This window comes from Acidovorax radicis N35, from assembly GCF_000204195.1.
In the GTDB taxonomy this organism is placed as follows: Bacteria; Pseudomonadota; Gammaproteobacteria; order Burkholderiales; family Burkholderiaceae_C; genus Acidovorax; species Acidovorax radicis.
The window spans coordinates 629065-650127 of the sequence record NZ_AFBG01000018.1 but is presented as its reverse complement, the minus strand read 5'-3'; the positions used below and the strand labels follow the sequence as shown (position 1 = coordinate 650127).

General features: G+C 63.8%; 21 protein-coding genes. 7 read left to right on the top strand and 14 right to left on the bottom strand.

Translation table 11 applies throughout. The features are described from left to right. Positions 1 to 77 precede the first annotated feature (77 nt). Both ARADN35_RS0108640 and ARADN35_RS0108635 read right to left on the bottom strand, forming a co-directional pair. Entirely contained in the window at positions 78 to 416 is a 339-nt protein-coding gene (locus tag ARADN35_RS0108640; RefSeq protein ID WP_007857855.1) for a P-II family nitrogen regulator, read from the bottom strand. Between the two features lie 55 nt (positions 417 to 471). Then, positions 472 to 2130: an NAD+ synthase gene (locus ARADN35_RS0108635; RefSeq protein ID WP_010461106.1), complete on the bottom strand. Its 1659-nt coding sequence runs from the start codon at positions 2128 to 2130 to the stop codon at positions 472 to 474. Between the two features lie 80 nt (positions 2131 to 2210). Here ARADN35_RS0108635 and ARADN35_RS0108630 point away from each other — a divergent pair, with 80 nt between their 5' ends. Together ARADN35_RS0108630 and ARADN35_RS0108625 are read left to right on the top strand one after the other, a co-directional pair. Then, a complete protein-coding gene (locus tag ARADN35_RS0108630) occupies positions 2211 to 3464 on the top strand; it encodes a GNAT family N-acetyltransferase (protein WP_010461105.1) in 1254 nt (417 codons plus the stop codon). A gap of 269 nt (positions 3465 to 3733) precedes the next feature. After that, positions 3734 to 4084 carry a hypothetical protein gene (locus ARADN35_RS0108625; protein ID WP_010461104.1) on the top strand — a complete coding sequence of 117 codons (351 nt, stop codon included), beginning with the start codon at positions 3734 to 3736 and terminating at the stop codon, positions 4082 to 4084. An 83-nt stretch (positions 4085 to 4167) separates the two neighbouring features. Here ARADN35_RS0108625 and ARADN35_RS0108620 read toward each other — a convergent pair whose 3' ends face one another. The 10 genes from ARADN35_RS0108620 to ARADN35_RS0108580 all read right to left on the bottom strand — a co-directional run bounded on the left by ARADN35_RS0108620 (position 4168) and on the right by ARADN35_RS0108580 (position 15299). Beyond that, the gene (locus tag ARADN35_RS0108620; RefSeq protein ID WP_010461103.1) at positions 4168 to 5352 is read right to left on the bottom strand and encodes a Gfo/Idh/MocA family protein; all 1185 of its coding nucleotides are present in this window, start codon (positions 5350 to 5352) and stop codon (positions 4168 to 4170) included. A 56-nt stretch (positions 5353 to 5408) separates the two neighbouring features. Then, positions 5409 to 6419: a sugar phosphate isomerase/epimerase family protein gene (locus ARADN35_RS0108615; protein ID WP_010461102.1), complete on the bottom strand. Its 1011-nt coding sequence runs from the start codon at positions 6417 to 6419 to the stop codon at positions 5409 to 5411. A 115-nt stretch (positions 6420 to 6534) separates the two neighbouring features. Beyond that, the gene (locus ARADN35_RS0108610; RefSeq protein ID WP_010461101.1) at positions 6535 to 7518 is read right to left on the bottom strand and encodes a substrate-binding domain-containing protein; all 984 of its coding nucleotides are present in this window, start codon (positions 7516 to 7518) and stop codon (positions 6535 to 6537) included. Positions 7519 to 7734: 216 nt separating this feature from the next. Beyond that, positions 7735 to 8751, bottom strand: coding sequence for an ABC transporter permease (locus tag ARADN35_RS0108605; protein ID WP_010461100.1), 1017 nt, complete (start codon positions 8749 to 8751; stop codon positions 7735 to 7737). Next, positions 8732 to 10309, bottom strand: coding sequence for a sugar ABC transporter ATP-binding protein (locus ARADN35_RS0108600; RefSeq protein WP_010461099.1), 1578 nt, complete (start codon positions 10307 to 10309; stop codon positions 8732 to 8734). Before ARADN35_RS0108600 ends, ARADN35_RS0108605 begins: the two co-directional genes overlap by 20 nt. After that, positions 10306 to 11553, bottom strand: coding sequence for an ROK family transcriptional regulator (locus ARADN35_RS0108595; protein WP_010461098.1), 1248 nt, complete (start codon positions 11551 to 11553; stop codon positions 10306 to 10308). Before ARADN35_RS0108595 ends, ARADN35_RS0108600 begins: the two co-directional genes overlap by 4 nt. 217 nt (positions 11554 to 11770) lie before the next feature. Beyond that, the gene (locus ARADN35_RS27265; RefSeq protein ID WP_010461097.1) at positions 11771 to 13135 is read right to left on the bottom strand and encodes a reverse transcriptase domain-containing protein; all 1365 of its coding nucleotides are present in this window, start codon (positions 13133 to 13135) and stop codon (positions 11771 to 11773) included. Then, positions 13122 to 13673: an SLATT domain-containing protein gene (locus ARADN35_RS27865; protein WP_081474586.1), complete on the bottom strand. Its 552-nt coding sequence runs from the start codon at positions 13671 to 13673 to the stop codon at positions 13122 to 13124. Before ARADN35_RS27865 ends, ARADN35_RS27265 begins: the two co-directional genes overlap by 14 nt. 708 nt (positions 13674 to 14381) lie before the next feature. Further along, positions 14382 to 14855: a cupin domain-containing protein gene (locus tag ARADN35_RS0108585; protein WP_010461095.1), complete on the bottom strand. Its 474-nt coding sequence runs from the start codon at positions 14853 to 14855 to the stop codon at positions 14382 to 14384. A gap of 45 nt (positions 14856 to 14900) precedes the next feature. Further along, complete coding sequence (locus ARADN35_RS0108580) at positions 14901 to 15299, bottom strand: tautomerase family protein (protein WP_010461094.1); 399 nt, start codon at positions 15297 to 15299, stop codon at positions 14901 to 14903. Between the two features lie 117 nt (positions 15300 to 15416). On the opposite strand from ARADN35_RS0108580, the gene ARADN35_RS0108575 reads away from it, so the two are divergent. Beyond that, positions 15417 to 16349: a LysR family transcriptional regulator gene (locus ARADN35_RS0108575; RefSeq protein ID WP_010461093.1), complete on the top strand. Its 933-nt coding sequence runs from the start codon at positions 15417 to 15419 to the stop codon at positions 16347 to 16349. 155 nt (positions 16350 to 16504) lie between these two features. Here ARADN35_RS0108575 and ARADN35_RS28745 read toward each other — a convergent pair whose 3' ends face one another. Both ARADN35_RS28745 and ARADN35_RS26085 read right to left on the bottom strand, forming a co-directional pair. Beyond that, on the bottom strand, positions 16505 to 16771 hold the full coding sequence (locus ARADN35_RS28745) for a hypothetical protein (RefSeq protein WP_010461092.1): 267 nt from the start codon (positions 16769 to 16771) through the stop codon (positions 16505 to 16507). Next, positions 16761 to 17360: a class I SAM-dependent methyltransferase gene (locus tag ARADN35_RS26085; protein WP_010461091.1), complete on the bottom strand. Its 600-nt coding sequence runs from the start codon at positions 17358 to 17360 to the stop codon at positions 16761 to 16763. Before ARADN35_RS26085 ends, ARADN35_RS28745 begins: the two co-directional genes overlap by 11 nt. Before the next feature lie 251 nt (positions 17361 to 17611). Here ARADN35_RS26085 and ARADN35_RS0108565 point away from each other — a divergent pair, with 251 nt between their 5' ends. The 4 genes from ARADN35_RS0108565 (at position 17612) to ARADN35_RS0108550 (ending at position 20942) form a co-directional block, all read left to right on the top strand. Then, positions 17612 to 18076 (top strand): Rrf2 family transcriptional regulator, encoded by a 465-nt coding sequence (locus ARADN35_RS0108565; protein WP_010461090.1) that lies wholly within the window; start codon positions 17612 to 17614, stop codon positions 18074 to 18076. Beyond that, positions 18063 to 19019 (top strand): NAD(P)/FAD-dependent oxidoreductase, encoded by a 957-nt coding sequence (locus tag ARADN35_RS0108560; RefSeq protein ID WP_010461089.1) that lies wholly within the window; start codon positions 18063 to 18065, stop codon positions 19017 to 19019. The genes ARADN35_RS0108565 and ARADN35_RS0108560 overlap by 14 nt, the downstream gene beginning before the upstream one ends. 76 nt (positions 19020 to 19095) lie before the next feature. Next, positions 19096 to 19959 carry an AraC family transcriptional regulator gene (locus ARADN35_RS0108555; RefSeq protein WP_010461088.1) on the top strand — a complete coding sequence of 288 codons (864 nt, stop codon included), beginning with the start codon at positions 19096 to 19098 and terminating at the stop codon, positions 19957 to 19959. Then, on the top strand, positions 19956 to 20942 hold the full coding sequence (locus ARADN35_RS0108550; protein WP_010461087.1) for an alpha/beta hydrolase family protein: 987 nt from the start codon (positions 19956 to 19958) through the stop codon (positions 20940 to 20942). The genes ARADN35_RS0108555 and ARADN35_RS0108550 overlap by 4 nt, the downstream gene beginning before the upstream one ends. Positions 20943 to 21063 lie beyond the last annotated feature (121 nt).

Below are 21063 nucleotides of genomic sequence, written 5' to 3'. Positions count from 1 at the left end.
GCGGTGTCCCCCTTCCCGAATGGCGCAGCCATTCGAGAGAAGGGGGAAGGCGCGAAGCGACTCAGGGGGTTGCCACCCTATACCGCCGCGTCGTCCAAATCACCGGTGCGAATCCGCACCACACGCTCCACGGCCGTCACAAAAATCTTGCCGTCGCCGATCTTGCCCGTGCGCGCCACGTTCACGATGGCGTCCACGCAGCGGTCCACGTCCTCGGTCTTCACGACGACCTCGACCTTCACCTTGGGCAGAAAGTCCACCACATACTCTGCGCCACGGTACAGCTCGGTGTGGCCCTTCTGGCGGCCAAAACCCTTCACCTCGGTCACGGTGAGGCCGGTCACGCCACATTCGGCCAGGGCTTCGCGGACTTCTTCGAGCTTGAAGGGCTTGATGACGGCGGTGATCATTTTCATGGCGTGTCTCCTGGAGGATGTAAAAAATGGGGGCTGAAGGCGCAACGCCGAAGCGTCATGCCCTGAATTTGCTGGTGATAGGGTAACGCCAGTCCTTGCCGAAGCTGCGGCGCGTGACGCGAATCCCTACAGGAGCCTGGCGGCGTTTGTACTCGTTGAGCTTGATGAGGCGTGTCACGCGCTCCACATCGGCGCGCTCAAAGCCGCTCGCGATGATGGACTCGATGGGCTCATCGTTCTCCATGTAGCGCGCCACGATGGCGTCCAGCACCTCGTAGGGCGGCAGGCTGTCCTGGTCCTTCTGGTCGGGCCGCAGCTCGGCGCTGGGCGGGCGCGTGATGATGCGTTCGGGGATGGGACCCACGCCCGTGCCATACGGGTCGTTCGCATTGCGCCAGCGGGCCAGGTCGAACACGCGGGTTTTGGCCACGTCCTTGATCACCGCAAAACCACCCGCCATGTCGCCATACAGCGTGCAGTAGCCGGTGGACATCTCGCTCTTGTTGCCCGTGGTGAGCACGATGGAGCCGAACTTGTTGGACAGCGCCATGAGCAGCGTGCCCCGGATGCGTGCCTGCAGGTTTTCTTCGGTCGTGTCTTCTGCCAGACCCGCAAAATCGCTGGCCAGCGCGGCCTTGAAAGCCTCGAACTGCGGCTTGATCGAGATCTCGTCATAACGCACACCCAAACGCGCGGCCATGTCGCGTGCGTCGATCCAGCTGATGTCGGCCGTGTAGGGCGACGGCATCATCACCGTGCGCACCTTGTCTGCCCCCAGAGCATCCACGGCCACCGCCAGCACCAGGGCCGAATCGATGCCACCCGACAGCCCGAGCAGAGCGCCCGGAAAGCCGTTCTTGCCCACATAGTCGCGCACACCCAGCACCAGGGCATCCCACAGGTCGGCCTCCAGGCTATTCTCTGGGGCTATCTCTGCTTCTATTTTGATAGCTGCTTGCGTTTGATGGACCTGCGCAAACACCAGTTTTTCTTCAAAACTCGGCCCCCGGCAGGCCACCGAGCCATCGGCGTTGAGCGCGAACGAGCGGCCTTCAAACACGACCTCATCCTGGCCGCCAACCAGGTGCGCGTACACGAGTGGCAAGCCCGTCTCGGCCACACGCTCACGCATGGTCTGCTCACGCTCGGCGCCTTTGCCCAGATGGAACGGCGATGCGTTGATGACCGCCAGCAGCTGTGCACCCGCCGCTGCAGCATCGCGTGCGGGGGCGGCAAACCAGGCGTCTTCGCACACCAGCACGCCCACGCGCACGCCTTCCACCTCGAACACGCAGGGCGCACTGCCCGCCACAAAGTAGCGGCGCTCGTCAAACACCTGGTAGTTGGGCAGCTCGCGCTTGGCATAGGTCTGCTCGATCTGCCCGTCGCGCAGCACGCTGGCGGCGTTGAAGCAGGCGCTGAATGCAGGCGCATCGGGCACCACGGCCTGCGGGTGGCCCAGCACGATGGCCAAGCCTTTCAACCCTGCCGTCTCGCGGGCCACGGTTTTCACGGCATCATCGCAGGCCGCAATGAACGCGGGGCGCAGGAACAGGTCTTCGGCCGCATAGCCGCAAATCGCCAGCTCGGGCGTCAGCAGCAATCTTGCCCCCTGGGCATAGGCCTCGCGGGCCGCCGCAATGATCTTTTGGGCGTTGCCGGGCATGTCGCCCACGACAAAGTTGAGCTGCGCAGTGCAAATGGAGAGCGTCATGGAACTGGAATCGGCCCCTGCGGCCAGGTTGAATACTGCCCACACGGGCCCGCAGCTTGCAAAGCAAAACCGGGGTGTGCATGGCTGAATCTGCCATTATCGCCCGCGTACTTGCCTCTGTGCTGGAGGTGGATGCTGCGGCCTGGAACACCCTGCTGGCCCGGCAAAGCCACCCCACGCCCTTCATGCGCCACGAGTACCTGGCCGCCCTGGAGACAAGCGGCAGTGCCACCCCGCGCACGGGCTGGGCGGCGCGCTTCCTGACCCTGTGGGACAGCAACACCTTGATTGCCGCCTGCCCGCTGTACCTCAAGAACCATTCCTACGGCGAATACGTCTTCGACTGGGCCTGGGCCAGCGCCTACGAGCAGCACGGCGTGCCCTACTACCCCAAGGCCGTGATCGCCGTGCCTTTCACCCCCGTGCCGGGCACCCGTCTGATGGCCCGCGACGATGCCGCGCGCGCGCTGCTGGTGCAGGCGGTGTGCCAGTGGTGCGAGGACGAAAACGTGTCGTCCGTGCACATCCTGTTTGCCAGCGACGACGATGTGCTGACCAGTGCGCAGCAAGACCTGATGCTGCGGCACACCGTGCAGTTCCACTGGAAGAATGTGGCCCCCACGCTCCCCGCTGCGCGTGGTTCGCTGCCCCCCGAGGGGTCCCCGCCCGTCGATGGCGGGAATCAACCGTTCACAGACTTCGACCACTTCCTCGCCAGCCTCGCCCAGGACAAGCGCAAGAAGATCCGCCAGGAGCGCCGCCGCGTGGCGGAGGCCGGAGTCACCTTCCGCTGGTCACGCGGCGCGGACATCAGCGCGGCCGACTGGGATTTTTTCTACCGCTGCTACGAACGCACCTACCTCGAACATGGCAACCCGCCCTACCTCACGCGGGACTTCTTTGCCCGCATGGCGGCGCACATGCCCGAGGCCTGGCTGCTGTTTGTGGCCGAGCGCGATGGCCTGCCGATTGCTAGTAGTTTGATAGCTATCAGCGCTTTACCATCAAGCGCTAGCAGCCAAAAAGACCAAAGATTGGTAGCCTACGGCCGGTATTGGGGTGCGCTGGAGCGCGTGGACTGCCTGCACTTTGAGGCCTGCTACTACCAGCCCCTGCAGTGGTGCATCGACCATGGCGTGCAGCGCTTTGAAGGCGGCGCCCAGGGCGAACACAAGATGGCCCGCGCCCTGCTGCCCGTGCAGGCCACCAGCGCACACTGGCTGGCGCACCCGGCCTTTGCCGAGGCGGTGGAGCGGTTTCTGGCGCGCGAAAGCGAGGGGGTGGGGCACTACCTGAGCGAACTGCAAGAACGCAGCCCGTTCAAGACAGGCTGAGCCGGCGCAAAGCCGCTCCATGGCCGCCGGAGCATCTTTGGGCGGCCAGCATCGGGGCACATTTCGTCGCCCGTGTGGCCCATCGCCAGCTTGGGCCCACGCCAGCTTGCACCAAGCTGACAACACCAATGCCGCGTTGGATGTGCCCAACCTCGGGTTCTCCCGACCTCGGCACAGCTTTTGCAACGGCATACTGGCGGCCGCCCGCACCACGGGTTGTGCACCACGGCGGCCCATCCGCCCGCCCGTAACCCCAAAGCCCCTTATTCATGGCCGCTCCCCAGCATGTCCCGTTTCTGACGGTGGAAGACGAAGACGACTGGGTCGTCTCGTTCGCGCTCGGCCCGCAAGGAGCCCACCGCCTCACACTGGTGCGCACCCCCCGGCTGGAGTTCATGCTGCGGCCCGAGCAGCGTGGTGTGTCGGTGGGCGCCGAAGCGGGCCAGCGCCCCGCCCTGCTGGTGGCCGTGCAGTGGGGCCCCAAAAGCGTGGATGTGGTGTCCACCGCCAAGCGCTACAGCCTGGACATCAGCAAGGTCGACAACGCCACCCGCACGGCAGCACTGCGTGTGCTGGGCAAGATGAACTTTGACCAGCGGTTTCAGCTAGCAGGCAACTAACTAGCGTGCGCTCAGGGCCTGAAAACGCTCACAAATAGATAGCGTCTAGCGCTTCCTAGCTAAGCGCTAAAGGCTGATTTCATTCAAATTTTCGGGCCGGCGCCGTTTGCCAATGCGGTCCACTTGCGCTCGCTGCCTGCAGACTCCACCACCTTTTCGATGAAGCGCACGCCCTCGGCCCCATCTTCCACGCGCGGGTAGTCGGCCTCCAGCGCGCTCGCTGTTCTGCCTGCTGCCCGGGCGCGGATGTCCGCCGCCACGCCCAGGTAGACGTTGGCAAACGCTTCGATGAAAGCCTCCGGATGCCCCGCCGGAATGCGCCCCGCGCGCAGCGCCGATTCGCTGAGCCACGGCGAGCCGCGCGTGAGGATGCGGCGCGGCCCGTCCACCGGCGAATGCACCAGGTGGTTGGGGTCTTCCTGGCGCCACACCAGCGTGCCCAGCGTGCCGGACACCTGCAGCCGCACATCGTTCTCCAGCCCCGCCGCCACCTGCGACGCAACGATCACGCCGCGTGCGCCGCCCGCATAGCGCAGCAGCAGTTGCGCATCGTCGTCCAGCTGGCGGCCTGCGCCGAAGGTGGTGAGGTCGGCGCACAGCGCCTCGGGCCGCTGGCCGGTGACGGTGGCGGCCAGGTTCTCGGCGTGCGATCCGATGTCGCCCATGGTGCCCACCGCGCCGCTGCGGGCCGGGTCCAGCCGCCAGTCGGCCTGCTTGTTGCTGCCGCCCTGCTCCACCGCCGTGGCCAGCCAGCCCTGGTTGTATTCCACGGTGACCTTGCGCAGCGTGCCCAGGGCACCGCTGTGCACCAGGTGGCGGGCCTCGCGCACCATGGGGTAGCCGGTGTAGTTGTAGGTCACGCCGAACACGGTGCCGGCCTTCTTCACCGCCGCCACCAGCTCATCGGCCTGCGCGCTGGTGTGCACCAGCGGCTTGTCGCACACCACATGAAAGCCCGCCTGCACAAAGGCCAGGGCCACCGGGTGGTGCACATGGTTGGGGGTGACGATGCTCACCAGGTCGATGCGCTCATCGGGGCTGCGGCGCAGCTCGTCGGCCAGCAGGTCCTGCCAGCTGCCGTGGTTGCGGTCGTCCGCCAGGCCCAGCTCGGCGCCGGACGCGCGGGCCCGCTCGGGCGAGGATGACAGCGCGCCAGCCACCAGTTCAAACTGGCCGTCGAGCGCCATGGCCTTGCGGTGCACCGCGCCGATGAAGGCGCCGTGACCGCCCCCGACCATGGCGTAGCGGAGCTTTCTTTCACTGGACATACGAAACGCCTTTGCTCGCTGTGTGTTGTTGTTATCGGTTTATGGACGGAGCGCGGCTAGGCCTGCTTGTCGCGTGCAAATACGGCGTCGAACGCGCCGGCAGCGGGCTTGAAGTCGAGCCGCTTGCAGAACGCCGCGCTCTCGGTGGCGCCGTGCACGCGGTCCATGCGGCTGTCCTCCCACTCCACCGAGAGGGGGCCCTGGTAGCCGATGTCGTTGAGCGCGACGATGATGGATTCGAAATCGATCATCCCGCGCCCCACGCTGCGAAAGTCCCAGTTGCGCCGCGCATCGCCAAAGCTGGTGTGCCCGCCGAAGGTGCCCACCGTGCCGTCGCCCTTGCCCCACCACACGTCCTTCATGTGCGCGTTGTAGATGCGGTCGGCAAACCGGCGGATGAACTTCACGTAGTCCACGCCCTGGTAGGCCAGGTGGCTCGGGTCGTAGTTGAAGCCGAAGCGCCGGTGCTGGTTGACGGCTGCAACCGCACGCTCGGCCGAGGCGATGTCGAACGCGATCTCGGTGGGGTGCACCTCTAGCGCGAAGTTGATGTCGTGCTCCTCGAACACATCGAGGATGGGGCCGAAGCGGTCTGCGAAGTCCACGAACCCCTTGTCCCAATACGCCTGCGTAGTGGGCGGAAACGCGTAGATCGAATGCCACACCGACGAGCCCGTGAAGCCAGTGACCGTCTTCACGCCGAACGCCGCAGCCGCGCGCGCGGTGTCAGCCAGCTCGGCGGCAGCCCGCTGGCGCACGCCCTCGGGCTCGCCGTTGCCCCACACGTGGGGCAGCAGGATGGCATGGTGGCGCTCGTCGATCAGGTCACACACCGCCTGGCCCACCAGGTGGTTGCCGATGGCAAAACACTGCAGGCCGTGCTGGGCCAGCAGTGCGTGTTTGTCTTTGACGTACTGGGGCGACGACAGCGCCTCCTGCACGTTGAAATGGTCGCCCCAGCAGGCCAACTCCAGGCCGTCGTAGCCCATGCTGCGTGCCAGCGGCGCGAGTTCTGCCAACGGCAGGTCGGCCCACTGGCCGGTGAAAAGGGTGACGGGTCTTGGCATGGCGGCTCCCAAGGGGCGTGGGGTTGCAGGTGCGAAGCGACAAGCAGCTATATTTTCAATAGCTGCTTGCGCTTTATGGATAAGCGCTAGAGGCCTATTTGACTCAAAAACACCATCAGAATGGCGAGTCTGGGAAGTAGAAGCTCTTGGCGTTTTCCTTCGTGATCAGCACCGACGGGATGATCGTCGTCGCAGGCAGCTTCTCGCCCTTGATGCGCGCCTCGGCCGTGAGCTTGATCGAGTCGTAAATGAACTTGGGGCTATACGACACGTTGGCCTGGATCAGCGGGTTGCTGCCGTCGGCCAGCGTCTTGATCATGCCCTTGGCACCCGCGCCGCCGAACACCAACTTGATGTCCTTGCGCTTGGCCTGCTCGATGGCCTTGAGCACGCCCACGGCCATGTCGTCGTCGGCCGCCCACACCGCGTCGATCTGCGGGAAGCGCGTCAGGTAGTCCTGCATCACCTTGAAGGCGTCGTCGCGGTTCCAGTTGGCGTACTTGGCGTCCAACAGCTTGATGTCGGGGTGGTTCTTCAGCACCGCGTTGAACGCGTCCATGCGCTCGTTGTCCAGCGTGGTCGCAATGCCGCGCATGGCCACCACGTTGCCCTTGCCGTTCAGCGCCTTGGCGATGTACTCGGCCGGAATCTTGCCAAACGCCGTGTTGTCACCGGCCACATACGCGTCCTGCGCGCTGGTGTCGGTCAGGCCGCGGTCCACCACCGTCACGTACACACCCTTGGCCTTGACCTGGGCCACGGGCTTGGTCAGCGCCGCCGATTCGAACGGGAAGATGACCAATGCGTTGATCTTGTTCACCGTGACCAAGTCCTGCAGCTGGTTGGCCTGCTCGGGCGCGCCGCCTGCCGTCTTCACGATGACCTGCAGGCCGGGGTGGGCCTTCTCCAGGTCCTTCTTGGCCTGGTTGGCCCAGTACACGATGCCGCCCGTGAAGCCGTGCGTGGCCGACGGAATGGCCACGCCCACCACTGTCTTGTTGGCTTGCGCCACGGCGGGGCCGGCCAGCGCCAGCGCTGCTGCGGCGCCCACGGCCGAGAGGGCCAGGCGGCGGGTGAAAGTAGATGTCTTGCTATTCATGATGCGTTGTCTCCTGTTGCTGTTGCTTTGCTGAAAAATGGCCATGAAAGCCTGGCCGACTGGGGAACACCTCGAAAAATAAATTCACGTCAAGAGTGGCTGGAAAACTCAGCGAAGCGGTCCTGGCTAGGCGCTGTGTCGCAGGCAGTGCGATGAGCACGACGAAATACAAGCGCGGGCAGCAACAACGCCAGGAGAGTTGTTCCGGCCACTCCGTCACCGTTTGCCGCGCTGCATGAACGCCACCGCAATGATCACGAACCCCTGCACCGCCGCATTCAGGTACACGCTGATGATGCTGGTCAGGTTCAAGATATTGCTGATGACCGACAGCAGGATCGCGCCCACCACCGTGCCGGTGATGCTGCCCGCCCCGCCCTTCAACACCGTGCCGCCCACGATCACCGCAGCGATCGCCTCCAGCTCCCACAGCAGCCCCGTGGTGGGCGATGCAGAGCCCAGGCGCGGCACGTACAGCAGCGTGGCAATGCCCACGCACACCCCGAGCAGCATGTACGTGAGGATCTTGATCTTGTGCACGTCCACCGCGGCGTACTGCGCCACCTGCTCGTTGGAGCCGATGGCCTGCACATAGCGGCCATAGGCCGTGCGGTTCAGGATCACGCCGCCGATGACAGCCACCAGCAAGAAGATCCACACGGGGATGGGCACACCCAGCAGGTTGGCGTAGTACACCGGGCTGTAGATGTCCGACAGATCGTTCTCCAGCGTGATGGCCCCGCCGTTTGAGAAATACGTGAGGTACGCACGGAAGATGCCGAGCGTGCCCAGCGTCACGATGAAGGGCTCGATGCGCCCCTTGGTGATGAGAAGGCCGTGCACCAGCCCGAACACCGCGCCCAGCACCACCGCCAGCAGCATGCCCACCACCACGGCCGCCATGGGCGAGCCCAGCACGGGGGCCATCGCGTTCATGAACAAGATGACCGAGCCTGCAATCAGCGCCGCCATCGACCCCACCGACAGGTCGATGCCGCCCGAGATGATCACAAAGCACATGCCCACCGCGATGATGCCGATGAAGGCCGTGCGCGTGAGCACGTTCATCACGTTGTCGTAAGTGGCGAAGTTGCTGTTGAGCAGCGTGCCTGCAATGCACAGCAGCACCAGCCCGATGACCGGGCCCAGCCCGTGCAGCTTGCCCCACCAGGCCGTGGCGCCGCCGTGGCGGCCCGCTGCGGTGGTTGCGTTTTCAGCGGGTACCTGTGGCATGAGCGATCAACTCCTCTTCGGTCAAATTAGGTTCTTGGAGCGTGGTCTGCAGCCGCCCGGCGCGCATCACCGCCACGCGGTGGCACAGGCCGATCAGCTCCATCAGTTCGGAAGAAATCACCACCACCGCCAGCCCCTGCTCTGCCAGGCGCTGCACCAGGTGATAAATCTCGCGCTTGGCGCCCACGTCCACGCCGCGCGTGGGCTCGTCCAGCACCACCACGCTGGGGCCGGGGTGCAGCACCTTGGCCAGCGCCAGCTTTTGCTGGTTGCCGCCGGATAGTGACGACGCGCGCACGTCCAGCGACCCCGTGCGGATGCCGAACTCCTGCACCGCAGCGCGCAGCGCGGTCTGCTCGGCCGCCGGGTCGAGCCAGGGCTTGGCATAGCGCTCCAGCGCCATCAGCGTCAGGTTGGGCCGCAGGGCAAAGTGCACGTGCAGGCCCTTGCCTTTCCGGTCTTCGCTCAGGTACGTCAGGCCATGGCGCGCCGCATCGCGCGGGCTTTTCAAATTCACCGGCTTGCCCGCCAGTTCCACCGTGCCGGCCGAGCGCGGGCGCAGGCCCAGCAGGCCTTCAAACAGCTCGGTGCGGCCAGCGCCCACCAGCCCGGCAAAGCCCAGAATCTCGCCGCGCCGCACTTCAAAACTCACGTCCTCGGCCCAGCCCGGCACCGAGAGGCCACGCACCTTAATGGCGGGCTCTCCACCCGCAGGCGCGGGCAGCTTGGGCGGGAACAAATCCGCCAGCTCGCGGCCCACCATCAGGTTGGCCATCTGCCGCCGGGTGACGCTGGCCGTGGGCTCGCGCGCCACCAGCAAGCCGTCGCGCATCACCACCACCTCGTCGGTGGTGCGCTCCACTTCATCGAGCTTGTGCGATATGTAGATGATGGTCACGCCCGCAGCCTTCAGCCCGGCCATCAGCGCAAACAGGCGCTCCGTCTCTCCGGGGGTCAGCGTGGCGGTGGGCTCGTCCATGATGAGCAGGCGCGCATTGCGGGCCAGCGCGCGGGCAATCTCCACCAGCTGCTTTTCGGCCACGATGAGCTTGCGCACCCGCGTGTCCGGGTCCAGCGGCAAGCCCACTTTGGCAAGCGCCTCGCGCGTCTTCTCGCGCATCGCCTTGTCGTCCAGAAACCATGACCCCCACGGTCGCGCACTGCGTGTCGCTCCCTGCCCCCCGAGGGGGCCGCTTTCTGCCTTGGGGCGGCCCGGCGGCAGAAAGAAGCCCTTCTTGATCTCATGGCCCAGGAAGATGTTCTGCGCAATCGTCAGGTCGTCCGCCAGGTTGAACTCTTGGTGGATCAGCACAATGCCCTGCGCCTCGGCCGCGCGCGATCCGCCGCCCGGGGCGCGCACTGCGCCGTCCACCACCACCTCGCCGGTGGTGGGGCTCTCGTACCCGGCCAAAATCTTCATCAACGTGGACTTGCCCGCGCCGTTCTCGCCCAGCAGGCCGTACACCCGGCCCGGCTGCAGTGCAAAGCCCACGCCGTGCAGCACGCGCACCGGGCCAAACTCCTTGGTCACATTGCGGAACTCGACGGCCACACTCATCGCATCGCTCCTGCCGTTGCAACGCCAACCGCTGCGGTCGGCCGTGAAGAAGACCGCGCCAAACTTTCCTGCATGGCCAGCACGCCCGCGCCCACCACGCCCGCATCGTCGGCCAGCGGCGCGTATTGGATCTCTAGGTGCCGCGTGGACAGCGCCAGCGACCGGTGGTACACGCTCTGCCGCACCGACGCGAGGAACAGCGGCCCCATGTCCGTCACCCGCCCCGCAATGAATACATGCGACGGGTTGAAGAAATTCACGATGGACGCCAGCATCTGCCCCACCAGGCTGCCCGCGCGCTGGATGATCGCGTTGGCCGCCACATCGCCCGCACGGCTGGCCTGGGCCACGTCCTCGGTGGTCAGCGTGCCGGTGGCCAACAGGCGCTCGGCCAGCATCGCGCTCTCGCCGCGCTCCACGGCCTCCATCGCCATGCGCGCCATGGCGGGCGCGGCGGCCATGGCCTCCACACAGCCCTGGTTGCCGCAGTGGCAGCGCGGCCCGCTTTGGTCCACGCAGATGTGGCCCACGTCGCCGGCCGAGCCATTGGCGCCCCGGTACACCTGCCCGTGGCACACGATGCCGCAGCCAATGCCCGTGCCGACCTTGATCACGAGGAAGTTGGGCAGATTGCGCTGCAGCCGCCACAGCTCGCCCAGCGCCATCAGGTTCACGTCGTTGTCCACAAACACCGGCGCGGCAAACGCCTCGCGCAGGTAGTCGCGGATCGAAAAGCCGTCCCAGTCGGGCATCAGCGGCGGATTGACGAGCTGGCCGCTTTCAAAATCCACCGGCCCCGGCAGGCCCATGCCGATGGCAATGACCTGCGACGCCGCCAGCCCGCAGCGCGCCATCAGCTCCCGCATCAACCCGCGCAGCCGCGCCAGGATCACGCCCGGCCCCTGGCGCACATCGATGGGCTCGCGGTGACGCGCCAGCACCGTCATGTCGGGCCGCATGATGGCCACCTGCATGCTGGTCGCGCCCAGGTCGGCGCCAATGACCACGCCCAGGGTTTCGCTCAAACGCAGGGTTTCGGCCCGCCGACCGCCTGAGGATTCCTGCAGGCCCACTTCGTCGAGCAGGCCCTCGTCCAGCAGCGCCGCGACCATGGCGTTGGCCTTGCTCTTGGAATAGGCCAAGCGCTGCGCGAGCGCATTGCGCGACGCGCCGGCGGACCAGAAGATGGTCTGCAAGACGTCCAGGTCTTCGGCGCCGCAGTGACTCCAGCGGGTGGATGGCAAGGCTTGTCTCCTGTCATGTTCTTGTGCAGCACCTCATGGGGGTGGGCGCTTGACAGGGATGCTATGCGGTCTACTTTGGCCGGGCAAGACTGAACTTTGACCCAATTCAGACCAAAGCAATCTCCCGTGATGAATTATGTTGGAACACGTTTTTGATATATGGCAACGACGTTCAATAACACGTGCTCAGAAACATTTGCACGATCTGGCAAGCAAGTTAAGAAACGCTCGCGATATCCTTTTCGAGGCTTCGCGTAGCACGCCGGACTAGCTTATGAAAAACCAACGCCACATCCACATCATTGAGGCCCGCCAAATCCACTCCCACCTCATTTAAAAAAACTCTGACTTTAGGAATCGGCATATCATCATAGTTTGGTATGTACCAGTGACTATTTTTATCGACTCTCTTGGACTCATAAAATGCTTTAAGAGCACGCTTGGGATTCGGCGGACTAACAATACCGAATCGCTTACACAAATGAGATACAGTGTGATCAATGCGGCGCAAAACGCCTAAATCATTGATTTGAGAATAATAAAAAACCCAACCAAATCTTTGATTTTTATATATACAACCTGTTATTTTTAAATTGAGACCCCACCTAAATCGTGCCAAAACCGCGTCCTTCTCTACATTGGTTTTAGCCCTTCTGAGACGATGCTTGTAGTCGGCAAAAACCCCAACCAATGCAGATTCAAAATTAACCAACCCACTTTTCTTGACAGAAATTTTCTCCGGCTTGATCGAATAGCCTAAAAATTCAATCCCATCAGCGACCATACCTGTTTGAGTCTTTGAGCCGGGTGCATCTAGAGGATGGGGCTTCAGCTTTTCCGAAGTTAATATTTTGCATATCTGCTGACATGCATCAACCGGATCATCATTAGTCAAGACAACTATATCATCTACAAATCTGAAGAAGACGGGGTATTTTTCAGATATTTTTCGCCCAACATCCAGCATAAATATCTCAGCCAGCACATTCGAAATTGAAAGACCTTGAGCGATGCCTTTCTTCGATGGGACGAATTTATGCACACTACTTTCCGCAACCGTCGGATTTTCCACTGCGGAACTGATCAATTTTTTAAACTCCTCTAGCCTCGCCCTCTTGTATAACTTAGAGTAAAGAAGAGCGTGATCAATAGAAGGGTAAAAATCCTGCAAATCTATTTTGATGAAATATTTATAAGCCCCAGAATCAACCGCATCTCGAATTTTCAACACGCTCTCCTGCGGCAGAACCGGCTTAGCCTCAGGAAATATGCAGAACAAGTAATCACATATTATCTTGAGCGTCAGCCTATCTCGAATGGTCGGAATTGACAATTGGCGGGGATTTTTTCCAAATCCTTTTGAAATCAATTTTTCTTTATACTTGGTAAAAGTATATTTACCCAGAAGCACTTTCCTAGACACCAGCTCTACTTCTGCGGCCAACTTCGACTCGAAATTATTTGAGTCCACCCTATCCAAACCCATGGTCCGCGACCCAAGAATTTTGGCATCAAAGACACGCTTAACTTCCGATTCAGAGAAGAATTCTCTAAATTTTTTCGCCGCATTAATTTTTGACACTTTGAATATAGAACGCAGTAAATGGCAGAATGTAAAGAACAAGCAAAAATACAACTCTAAAAGAACAAACAGACAACATAAAAAAGTAATCCGACCGAGTCGGAATTCTTGTTGTCAGCCCCGCTCTATTTAAAACACGAAAATACCGATCATCATAAGACGAATGATTTTCACACTCAGCAAGGAGTTTCGAATACATTGCTGGCTTATCAGCAACACTGACTAGCCCAGACTTCAAGTCATCATGCAATTTTTTCAAAGCAATATGATTAGCCCTTAACTGCAGCGCTCTGCCTCGATAATCTCTATTCGCGACCAGCATTGAAATTACAAGAAGGGCAACGGACAATATTGCCGTGTAGATATCTGTATCAGGACCAGCGAATTTCTCATATCTCACTGCAACAATACTCGCCGCAGAGGAAACCAACGCGTACCAAACCAGCAATATTTGCGAATGAACATCATTATTTTTCAGTCGCAACTCTGCAGCAACGCGAGCCTTAAAGGTAAACCATACGTCATCAAAATTTTGCATAATTAGGTGGAGAGGCGAGAGTTGGAAGTAAGTAAATCGCCCTTCGCAGGACCAGGGACCAAAGTCCCAACGGAAAACCGTTAATTATCAGAATCGCCGCTTTCGCAGCCTGAACCCGCCCCTCCGGTGAACATGTTACTGAGGATGCAATCGTGTTACACCTTCCAATCCACAGCTTTCACCGGCATTCCCGTCGTTTTGGTGGAAAAACCACATTTTTCCATTAGTTTTATGTCCCAAAGCTACCCACCCGCTAAACGCGAAACTCATACAAACATCCGCACATCGCTGAACCCAGCCTCGCGAAGAATCGCCTCATCCTCCCCCGGCGTCAGCACAGCCAGCTCCGCTGCCATCTTGTCCCACGCCGTGGTCGCACGCTGGATACCACCAGAAACGCTGCATAGCGCGACAGCCACAGATCGGGCTCCCCTACACCGCCTTGGCCGCCAGCGCCTGCAGCTGTGCCGCAAAACCCAGCATCGGCTGGCTAGGGTCCACGCCATCGAACTGCAGCCGGGGTGCACCCGCGCCATGGCTCCCAGCTCCAGCCCGCCGCCAGCACGCGGTGGTGGGGCGTGAGGGGTATGCTCTTATTTTTATAGCTGCAAGCGCTTTACCAACAAGCGCTAGAGCCTGTTTTTAATCACATTTCTGCGGAACATGTGCTTGCTTGCGCTGCCTTGCGTGCCCCGCCCAGCCAGGTCCCTAGCGCAGATCACGCGGCACCACGCCCACCGCTTCGCACCAACGGTGATAGTCCGCCCGCCGATCAGCCGTGGTAATCCGCTGCAACACCGTGTGGTGCGGCCCCAGGTATTCCACGCTGCCCTTGACCACCACATGCACCAGCAGCTCTTCGGTGCCTGTCGCCTCCCACCAGTCCACATTGCCAGCGGGCTCGTGGATGTAGTCGCCCGGCCGCACCACGCGGCCATCGTTCAGGCGGCGCTCGCCCGCCAGCGTCAGGGCGTGCACTTCGCCCGTGTGCCGGTGCAGGCCCAGCCGCGTGCCGGGCGACAGGCGCATTAGCTCGACCCACCCGGCATCGTCGGGCAAGAACTGAATGGGCAGGGACCACTTGCCTTCGCCTTCAGGAATCCAGTCCGCCAGGCCCGCGCGCTCCAGCGCCCGGGCCACGATCACACAGGCAAGGTGGTTGTTCGTTGTCGTCATCGTCATGTCGGTGCTCCTGGGTAGTTATTGGTGGATTGCTTGATTGCTTGCTTATTGCTCGGGATGCTGGTGGCGGTACTCCTGCGTGCGGCCGCCAAAGCCGTACGCGGCGGCGCGAACGTCCTGCACGTAGACGTAGCTCTCGGGGTGCAAGGTGCCCAGCAGGCCCTCGAAGGCTTCAAACGCCTCGGCGATGTAGCGCGCCTTCTCGGCCTTGGTGTTGGTCTCGTCCACCACCTTGACGTCGAAGTAGAAGCTCGACTGTTTCAGATCGGCCAACGACCGGCCGGCGATGTACCAGTCGGCCGGGTCGACAAAGGTGATGACCACGGCGGTGAGGTCGCGCCGCTTGCCGAGCACGCGGGTGGTCAGGTCCAGCAGGGTTTCTGCAATGCGGGCAGACAGTTCGGGCGTGCGTTGGGCGGACACTTTGACGTTGAGGATGGGCATGAAGGGCTCCTGTTGAATGCATGGGGTTGAACGAGCCTTCACTGTAGAAATTGCGCCGCGCCACGGAAACCGCCCGTGGCGATAATGGCTTTTGCTCCGCACGCAAAGGCGCGCTCGATGAAAAACGCTTTCTTCCTCCCCGATCCAGCCGACCTGCGGTGGCTGGTGCGTTCGCTCGACCTGCGCTCGTTTTCTGCAGCGGCGCGCGAAATGGATGTGGCGGTGTCGGTCGTCGCGCGCGGTGTGGACCGGCTGGAGGCTGGGTACGGCGTGCGCCTGCTGCGCCGGTCCACGCATGGCCTGTCGGCCACGCCCGAGGGCGCAGAGCTGGCGCAGGAAGCGCGTGCCTTGCTGGCGCAGCTGGAGGACATCTCTGCATCGCTGTCGGACCAGCGCAGCCGCGTGGCGGGCACCTTGCGCCTGGCCTCCAGCCAGGAAATCTGCGAAGCGCTGGTGTTGCCCCATCTGGCAGACCTGCAGGCGCGCTACCCCGCGCTGCGGGTGGAACTGCTGGCCGACGACCGCGTGGCCGACTTGGTGACCGAAGGCATCGACGTGGCGCTGCGCACCACCGTGGGCCACAGCGACCTGGTGGTAGCACGCGAGCTGGGCCGGTTTGAGCGGCGCCTGTACGCGGCCCCGGAGTATTTGCGCCTGCACGGCACGCCCGCCGACCCCAGCGATCTGCAGCAGCACCACACCGTCACGCACACCGCGCAGGGGCCGGCGATGACCTGGGCGTTTCGCAACGCACAAGGCAAGCCGCTGGAGGTGACCGTGCGCTCGCGCCTGGCCGCCAGCAGTTCGGCCTTGGTGCACCACGCACTGGTGAGCGGCGCGGGGATCGGCATGTTGTCCAGCCCGCTCGCGGCGGCCGATGCGGCGCAAGGCCGGTTGGTGGAGGTGCTTGCGCCTTTTGCGTCCGGCACGGTGCACACGCTGTACGCGGTGTCGTCACCGGGCCGACGCAATGCGGCCAGGGTGAAGGCGGTGATTGATTTTCTGGTGAAGGCGTCGAAGGACCGGTGGGCGTTGGCGCCTGTGCGTTGAGGGGCTTTTGTGCGACACCGGCTGGCTGGTACGGGGGCTGCTGGCCCGGTACTGCAGCAAGCCGACTTGGAGATCAGCCAGGCGCGGTGCCTATGCGTTCCAAGCACTGCCCGCTTCCAGCGATCACTGACTACCGATCACTGTTCGCATCGGCATCACTGGATTGAAACAACCGTTCGGGCTGAGCCTGTCGAAGCCTTGCGCGGCGCTTCGACAAGCTCAGCGCGAACGGGTTCGAGCCATTGGGCGCCGCCTTGATGGGAAGCCGTTGCCACCCAACCCCTGAACGCAAACCCCATGTAAAACATCCGCACATCGCCGAACCCGGCCTCGCGCAGGATCGCCTCGTCCTGCTGCGGCGTCAGCACCGCCAGCTCCGCAGCCACCTTGGCCCGCCCCCGGTCTGCCATCTCAGGCGCCATGCCAGACGCCACCTGAAATGCCGCATAGCGCCAGCCACAGGTCGCGCTCCCCTGCCCCGCCTGCCCCGCCGTCATCGCCGTCATCGCCGTCATCGCCGTCATCGCCAGCATCACCATCGGCCACGCTCAGATGCACCGCGACGAACGGCGCCCCAGGCTTCAGCCGCCGCCGGATCTCGGCCACCATGGCCGCACGCTCCTCGCGCGGCACAAAGTGAAAGGTCAGCAGGCACGTCGCGCCATCGAACGGCCCGGCCGGTGCGCTCTGCACATAGCCGCGGTGCAGCGCCACGCGGTCGCCTGACACGCCCGCGCTCTGCAGCCGCTGCGCGGCCAAGTCCAGCATGGGCTGACTCGGGTCCACGCCGTCGAACCGCCAGCCGGGGTGCGCCCGCGCCATGTCTTCCAGCTCCAGCCCGCCGCCCGCGCCCACCACCAGCACGCGGCCGTCGGGGGGCACGCGCTCGGCCAGCAGGATGCGGACCATGGGCAGCAGGCTGTCGTAGCCGGGCACGTTGCGTCGGGGGCCTTCGGCGTAGCGGGCGACGGCGGCGGGGTCGGTGAAGGGGGAAGTGGGGGGATGGGTCATGGGGTGGTGTGGCGTGGGATGGGTACGGCGTTTTGCGGTGGGGCTGTCCGATGGGGTTGCCAGGTCAGCGGAGGGTTTCGACAGGCTCAACCCGAACGGGTGGGGGTGGGCGAGATGGGCCAAAAATTAATTCAAATCGGCCTCTAGCGCTTATTCAACAAGCGCTAGCAGCTATCAATTCAGTAGTTATCCGTGAGTCCACCAGCGCTGCTTCTGGTCACATGCTAACATCACGCAACTTTGAATGTTGCATGAAACGAGATAGCCGCCTTTCCAACGTCCTCCACGCGCTGCTGCACATGGCAGAGATGGATGGCCCCGCCACGTCTGAATCGCTGGCGCAGGCCATGCAGACCAACCCTGTCGTGGTCCGCCGCCTGATGGCGGGGCTGCGGTATGCGGGTTTTGTCTCATCGGCCAAGGGGCACGGCGGGGGGTGGGTGCTGTCGTGCCCGCTGGCGGACATCACGCTGCGCGACATCCATGAAGCGCTGGGCGCGCCCACGTTGCTGGCGGTGGGCAACAGGGTGGAGAGCCCTGGCTGCGCGGTTGAGCAAGCGGTGAACGCCGCCCTTTCAGATGCCTTTGAAGCGGCGGAGCAGGTGCTGCTCACGCGGCTGGGCGAGGTCACGCTGGCGCAGTTGTCTGCCCAGTTTCATGAACGCATGGTGGCCAGGGGCCACGCGCACAAGGACTTTTCACATGAACACTTATGACCACGACGCCATCGTGATTGGCGGCAGCTTTGCGGGCCTGTCGGCCGCGATGCAACTGGCGCGGGCGCGGCGGCGCGTGTGTGTGGTGGACGCAGGCAAGCCGCGCAACCGGTTTGCCGCCGCGTCGCACGGCTTCTTTGGGCAAGACGGCGAGCCGCCGCTGGCGATGATCGAGCAGGCGCGCCGCAAGCTGCTGGCCTACCCCACGGTCACGCTGCGCCAGGGCACGGTGGTGTCGGCCACGTCAAAGCCAGACGCTGGTGCATCAACAGCGTCTGGTTTTGACGTGGTGCTGGACGATGGCGCCGGTGCACTGACCCCATTGACCACCCGCAAGCTGGTGCTGGCCTTTGGCGTGAAGGATGGTCTGCCCGACATTGCAGGCCTGCGCGAGCGCTGGGGCGCTAGCGTGCTGCACTGCCCGTATTGCCACGGCTATGAGTTTGCGGGCCAGCGGCTGGGCGTGCTGTACCACTCGCCGCAGTCCGGCATGCACGCGCAGCTGATTGCCGACTGGGGCCCGACCACCCTTTTCCTGAATGGTGAAACCACGCTGGAGGACAGCGAGCGCACGCGGCTGCTGGCGCTGGGCATTGCGGTGGAGCCTGCGCGCATTGCTGGGCTGGAAGGGCCTGATCGGGCGTTGAGCGGTGTGCGCCTGGTGGCCAATGGCGGCGCCGATGGCCGCCTGGTGCCGATTGACGCTTTGTACGTGGCCGCCACCACAAGCCCCGCCAGCCCGCTGGCAGAACAACTGGGCTGTGCGCTGGACGAGGGCCCCATGGGCCCGTGCATCCGCACCGATGCCAACAAGATGACCACGGTGCCGGGTGTGTACGCGGCGGGCGATGCCACGCTGATGCGGCACAACGCCACGCTGGCGTCGGCCGAAGGCGTGCTGGCGGGCGTGGGGGCGCACCAGGCGATGGTGTTTGGGCAGTGACTAGCTGCGGCACCAGGCCACAAAGTAGCAAGATCGGCTAAGTACCGGCGCGCAAGCTGCGGCACACTCTGCGGCCATGAGCCTGGACCAGAGCGCCGATCAGCACTACCGCGAACGCGTGGCCCGCGTGATCGCCCACATCGTGGCGCACCCGCTGGCAGCGCATCGGCTGGAGGATCTGGCCGCCATTGCCCACTTTTCCCCTTTCCACTTCCACCGTGTCTACAGCAGCATTGCGGGCGAAACCGTGGCCGCCACGGTGCGCCGCGTGCGGCTGGCCCTGGCCACGCGGCTGCTGGAGCAAGGCGGGCAGAGCATCACCCAGGTGGCGCTGGAGGTGGGCTACGACAGCCCGCAGGCCTTCACCCGCGCATTCAGCCAGTTCACCGGGCAATCGCCACGGGCGTTCCAGCGGGACATGCACCGCCTCATCCTCGATCCAGGCGCCGGACACGCGGATGGAAGGACTGAGCACACGCTGGCCGTGCAGATCGTCGAGCGCCCAGCACAGCGCCTGCATGCGCTGCGCCACCAGGGGCCACCATCCACCATCCCCCACACGCAGCGGCGGCTGTACCTGCAGTGCGGCCAGCGTGCAACCCACCGGCTGGGCGCATCGTGCGGAGACCCGCAGGACACGGGCGGCGGTTTTCGCTACTACGCGGCGGTGGTGCTGCCAGAACCGATCCCGGCGGCAGATGGCGGGCTGGAACTACTGGACATCCCGGCAGGCCTGTATGCGCGCCACACGCTCACCGGCCCGTACACGCGCATCAATGCGGCACTGGCGGCCATCCACACACGCTGGCTCCCGGCCAGCGGCTATGAGCCGGACGACCGCCCCACGCTGGAGCACTACCTCAACTCCCCCCGCAACGCCGCGCAGGCGGACCTGCGCACCGATCTGCTGATTCCCATCCGCCCCACCCCATCCCTATGACCCGTTTTCGCTGGCTCTTTCGTTCCCTTTTGCCCGCAGCGCTCTGCTGCGCCACCACCCTGGCCCACGCTGCGGGCTTTGCCTTTATCGAGGTGCCTGCAGACAAGGACGGGCCCGCGCTGCGCGGCGCCGTATGGTCGCCCTGCAGCGCGCCGCCGGGCCGCATCGAGCTGGCGCCCCTGGTGCTGCAAGGCACGCGGGACTGCCCCCTCACCGGCCAAGGCCTGCCATTGATCGTCATGTCGCACGGCACGGGCGGCTCGGCCCTGGGGCACCACGACACGGCGGCCACGCTGGCCGATGCGGGCTATGTGGTGGCCGCCATCAGCCACCCGGGCGACAACTTTCAGGACCTGAGCCGCCAGGGCCACCTGTCGGCCTTTGCCACGCGGCCCGTGGACATGAAGCGGCTGACGGACTACATGCTGGGCGCGTGGCACCGCCATGCCCAGCTGGACGCCAGCAAGGTCGGCCTGTTCGGCTTTTCGCGCGGCGGCTACACGGGCCTTGTCACCATCGGTGCCGTGCCGGACTGGACGTTGCGGCAGGACCTGTGCCCGCCCGAGTCGTCGCGGCCCCTGTGCGGCGAGATCCGTCGCAAAGAACTGCCCGCCCCGCCCGCGCGGGACGCACGCATTCGGGCGGCCGTCATCGTCGACCCCTTGAGCGTGTTTGATGCCAAGGGGCTGGGGCAGGTCGGCATCCCGGTCCAGCTGTGGGCCTCGGCGTTGGGTGGCGATGGCGTGACGCCCCAGAGTGTGGAGACGGTGCGCCAGGGCCTGCCCAGCGCGCCGGACTGGCACGTGGCAGCCAACGCGGGGCACTTCGCCTTTCTGGCGCCCTGCCCGCCAGCACTGGTGGAAGCGATGCCAGCAATCTGCCGCGATGCAGCGGGGTTTGACCGGGTGGCTTTTCACCAGACTTTCAATGCCCAGGTGCTGGCGTTCTTTCAGCGGCACATCGTGGCAGCCAGAGCACCCTGAGGGCAGGCTGGAATTCGTCGTCCCCACGTGGCCCGTGGGTTGACGCAGCCAGCGCCGGCCACCTACACTGCCAACCTCGCATCTGACCTTTGGGGTTGGAGCGAACCGCAAAGCCCTCCAC

What these genes read in the sequence shown, in the direction of transcription:
- ARADN35_RS28745 (WP_010461092.1), bottom strand. Translation starts at nt 16,771, where the DNA reads ATGGCGCCTGAGATGGCAGACCGGGGGCGGGCCAAGGTGGCTGCGGAG.
- ARADN35_RS0108550 (WP_010461087.1), top strand. Translation starts at nt 19,956, where the DNA reads ATGACCCGTTTTCGCTGGCTCTTTCGTTCCCTTTTGCCCGCAGCGCTC.
- ARADN35_RS0108620 (WP_010461103.1), bottom strand. Translation starts at nt 5,352, where the DNA reads ATGTCCAGTGAAAGAAAGCTCCGCTACGCCATGGTCGGGGGCGGTCAC.
- ARADN35_RS0108635 (WP_010461106.1), bottom strand. Translation starts at nt 2,130, where the DNA reads ATGACGCTCTCCATTTGCACTGCGCAGCTCAACTTTGTCGTGGGCGAC.
- ARADN35_RS0108610 (WP_010461101.1), bottom strand. Translation starts at nt 7,518, where the DNA reads ATGAATAGCAAGACATCTACTTTCACCCGCCGCCTGGCCCTCTCGGCC.
- ARADN35_RS0108560 (WP_010461089.1), top strand. Translation starts at nt 18,063, where the DNA reads ATGAACACTTATGACCACGACGCCATCGTGATTGGCGGCAGCTTTGCG.
- ARADN35_RS0108580 (WP_010461094.1), bottom strand. Translation starts at nt 15,299, where the DNA reads ATGCCCATCCTCAACGTCAAAGTGTCCGCCCAACGCACGCCCGAACTG.
- ARADN35_RS0108630 (WP_010461105.1), top strand. Translation starts at nt 2,211, where the DNA reads ATGGCTGAATCTGCCATTATCGCCCGCGTACTTGCCTCTGTGCTGGAG.
- ARADN35_RS0108605 (WP_010461100.1), bottom strand. Translation starts at nt 8,751, where the DNA reads ATGCCACAGGTACCCGCTGAAAACGCAACCACCGCAGCGGGCCGCCAC.
- ARADN35_RS0108555 (WP_010461088.1), top strand. Translation starts at nt 19,096, where the DNA reads ATGAGCCTGGACCAGAGCGCCGATCAGCACTACCGCGAACGCGTGGCC.
- ARADN35_RS0108600 (WP_010461099.1), bottom strand. Translation starts at nt 10,309, where the DNA reads ATGAGTGTGGCCGTCGAGTTCCGCAATGTGACCAAGGAGTTTGGCCCG.
- ARADN35_RS26085 (WP_010461091.1), bottom strand. Translation starts at nt 17,360, where the DNA reads ATGACCCATCCCCCCACTTCCCCCTTCACCGACCCCGCCGCCGTCGCC.
- ARADN35_RS0108575 (WP_010461093.1), top strand. Translation starts at nt 15,417, where the DNA reads ATGAAAAACGCTTTCTTCCTCCCCGATCCAGCCGACCTGCGGTGGCTG.
- ARADN35_RS0108615 (WP_010461102.1), bottom strand. Translation starts at nt 6,419, where the DNA reads ATGCCAAGACCCGTCACCCTTTTCACCGGCCAGTGGGCCGACCTGCCG.
- ARADN35_RS0108565 (WP_010461090.1), top strand. Translation starts at nt 17,612, where the DNA reads ATGAAACGAGATAGCCGCCTTTCCAACGTCCTCCACGCGCTGCTGCAC.
- ARADN35_RS0108625 (WP_010461104.1), top strand. Translation starts at nt 3,734, where the DNA reads ATGGCCGCTCCCCAGCATGTCCCGTTTCTGACGGTGGAAGACGAAGAC.
- ARADN35_RS27865 (WP_081474586.1), bottom strand. Translation starts at nt 13,673, where the DNA reads ATGCAAAATTTTGATGACGTATGGTTTACCTTTAAGGCTCGCGTTGCT.
- ARADN35_RS0108585 (WP_010461095.1), bottom strand. Translation starts at nt 14,855, where the DNA reads ATGACGATGACGACAACGAACAACCACCTTGCCTGTGTGATCGTGGCC.
- ARADN35_RS0108640 (WP_007857855.1), bottom strand. Translation starts at nt 416, where the DNA reads ATGAAAATGATCACCGCCGTCATCAAGCCCTTCAAGCTCGAAGAAGTC.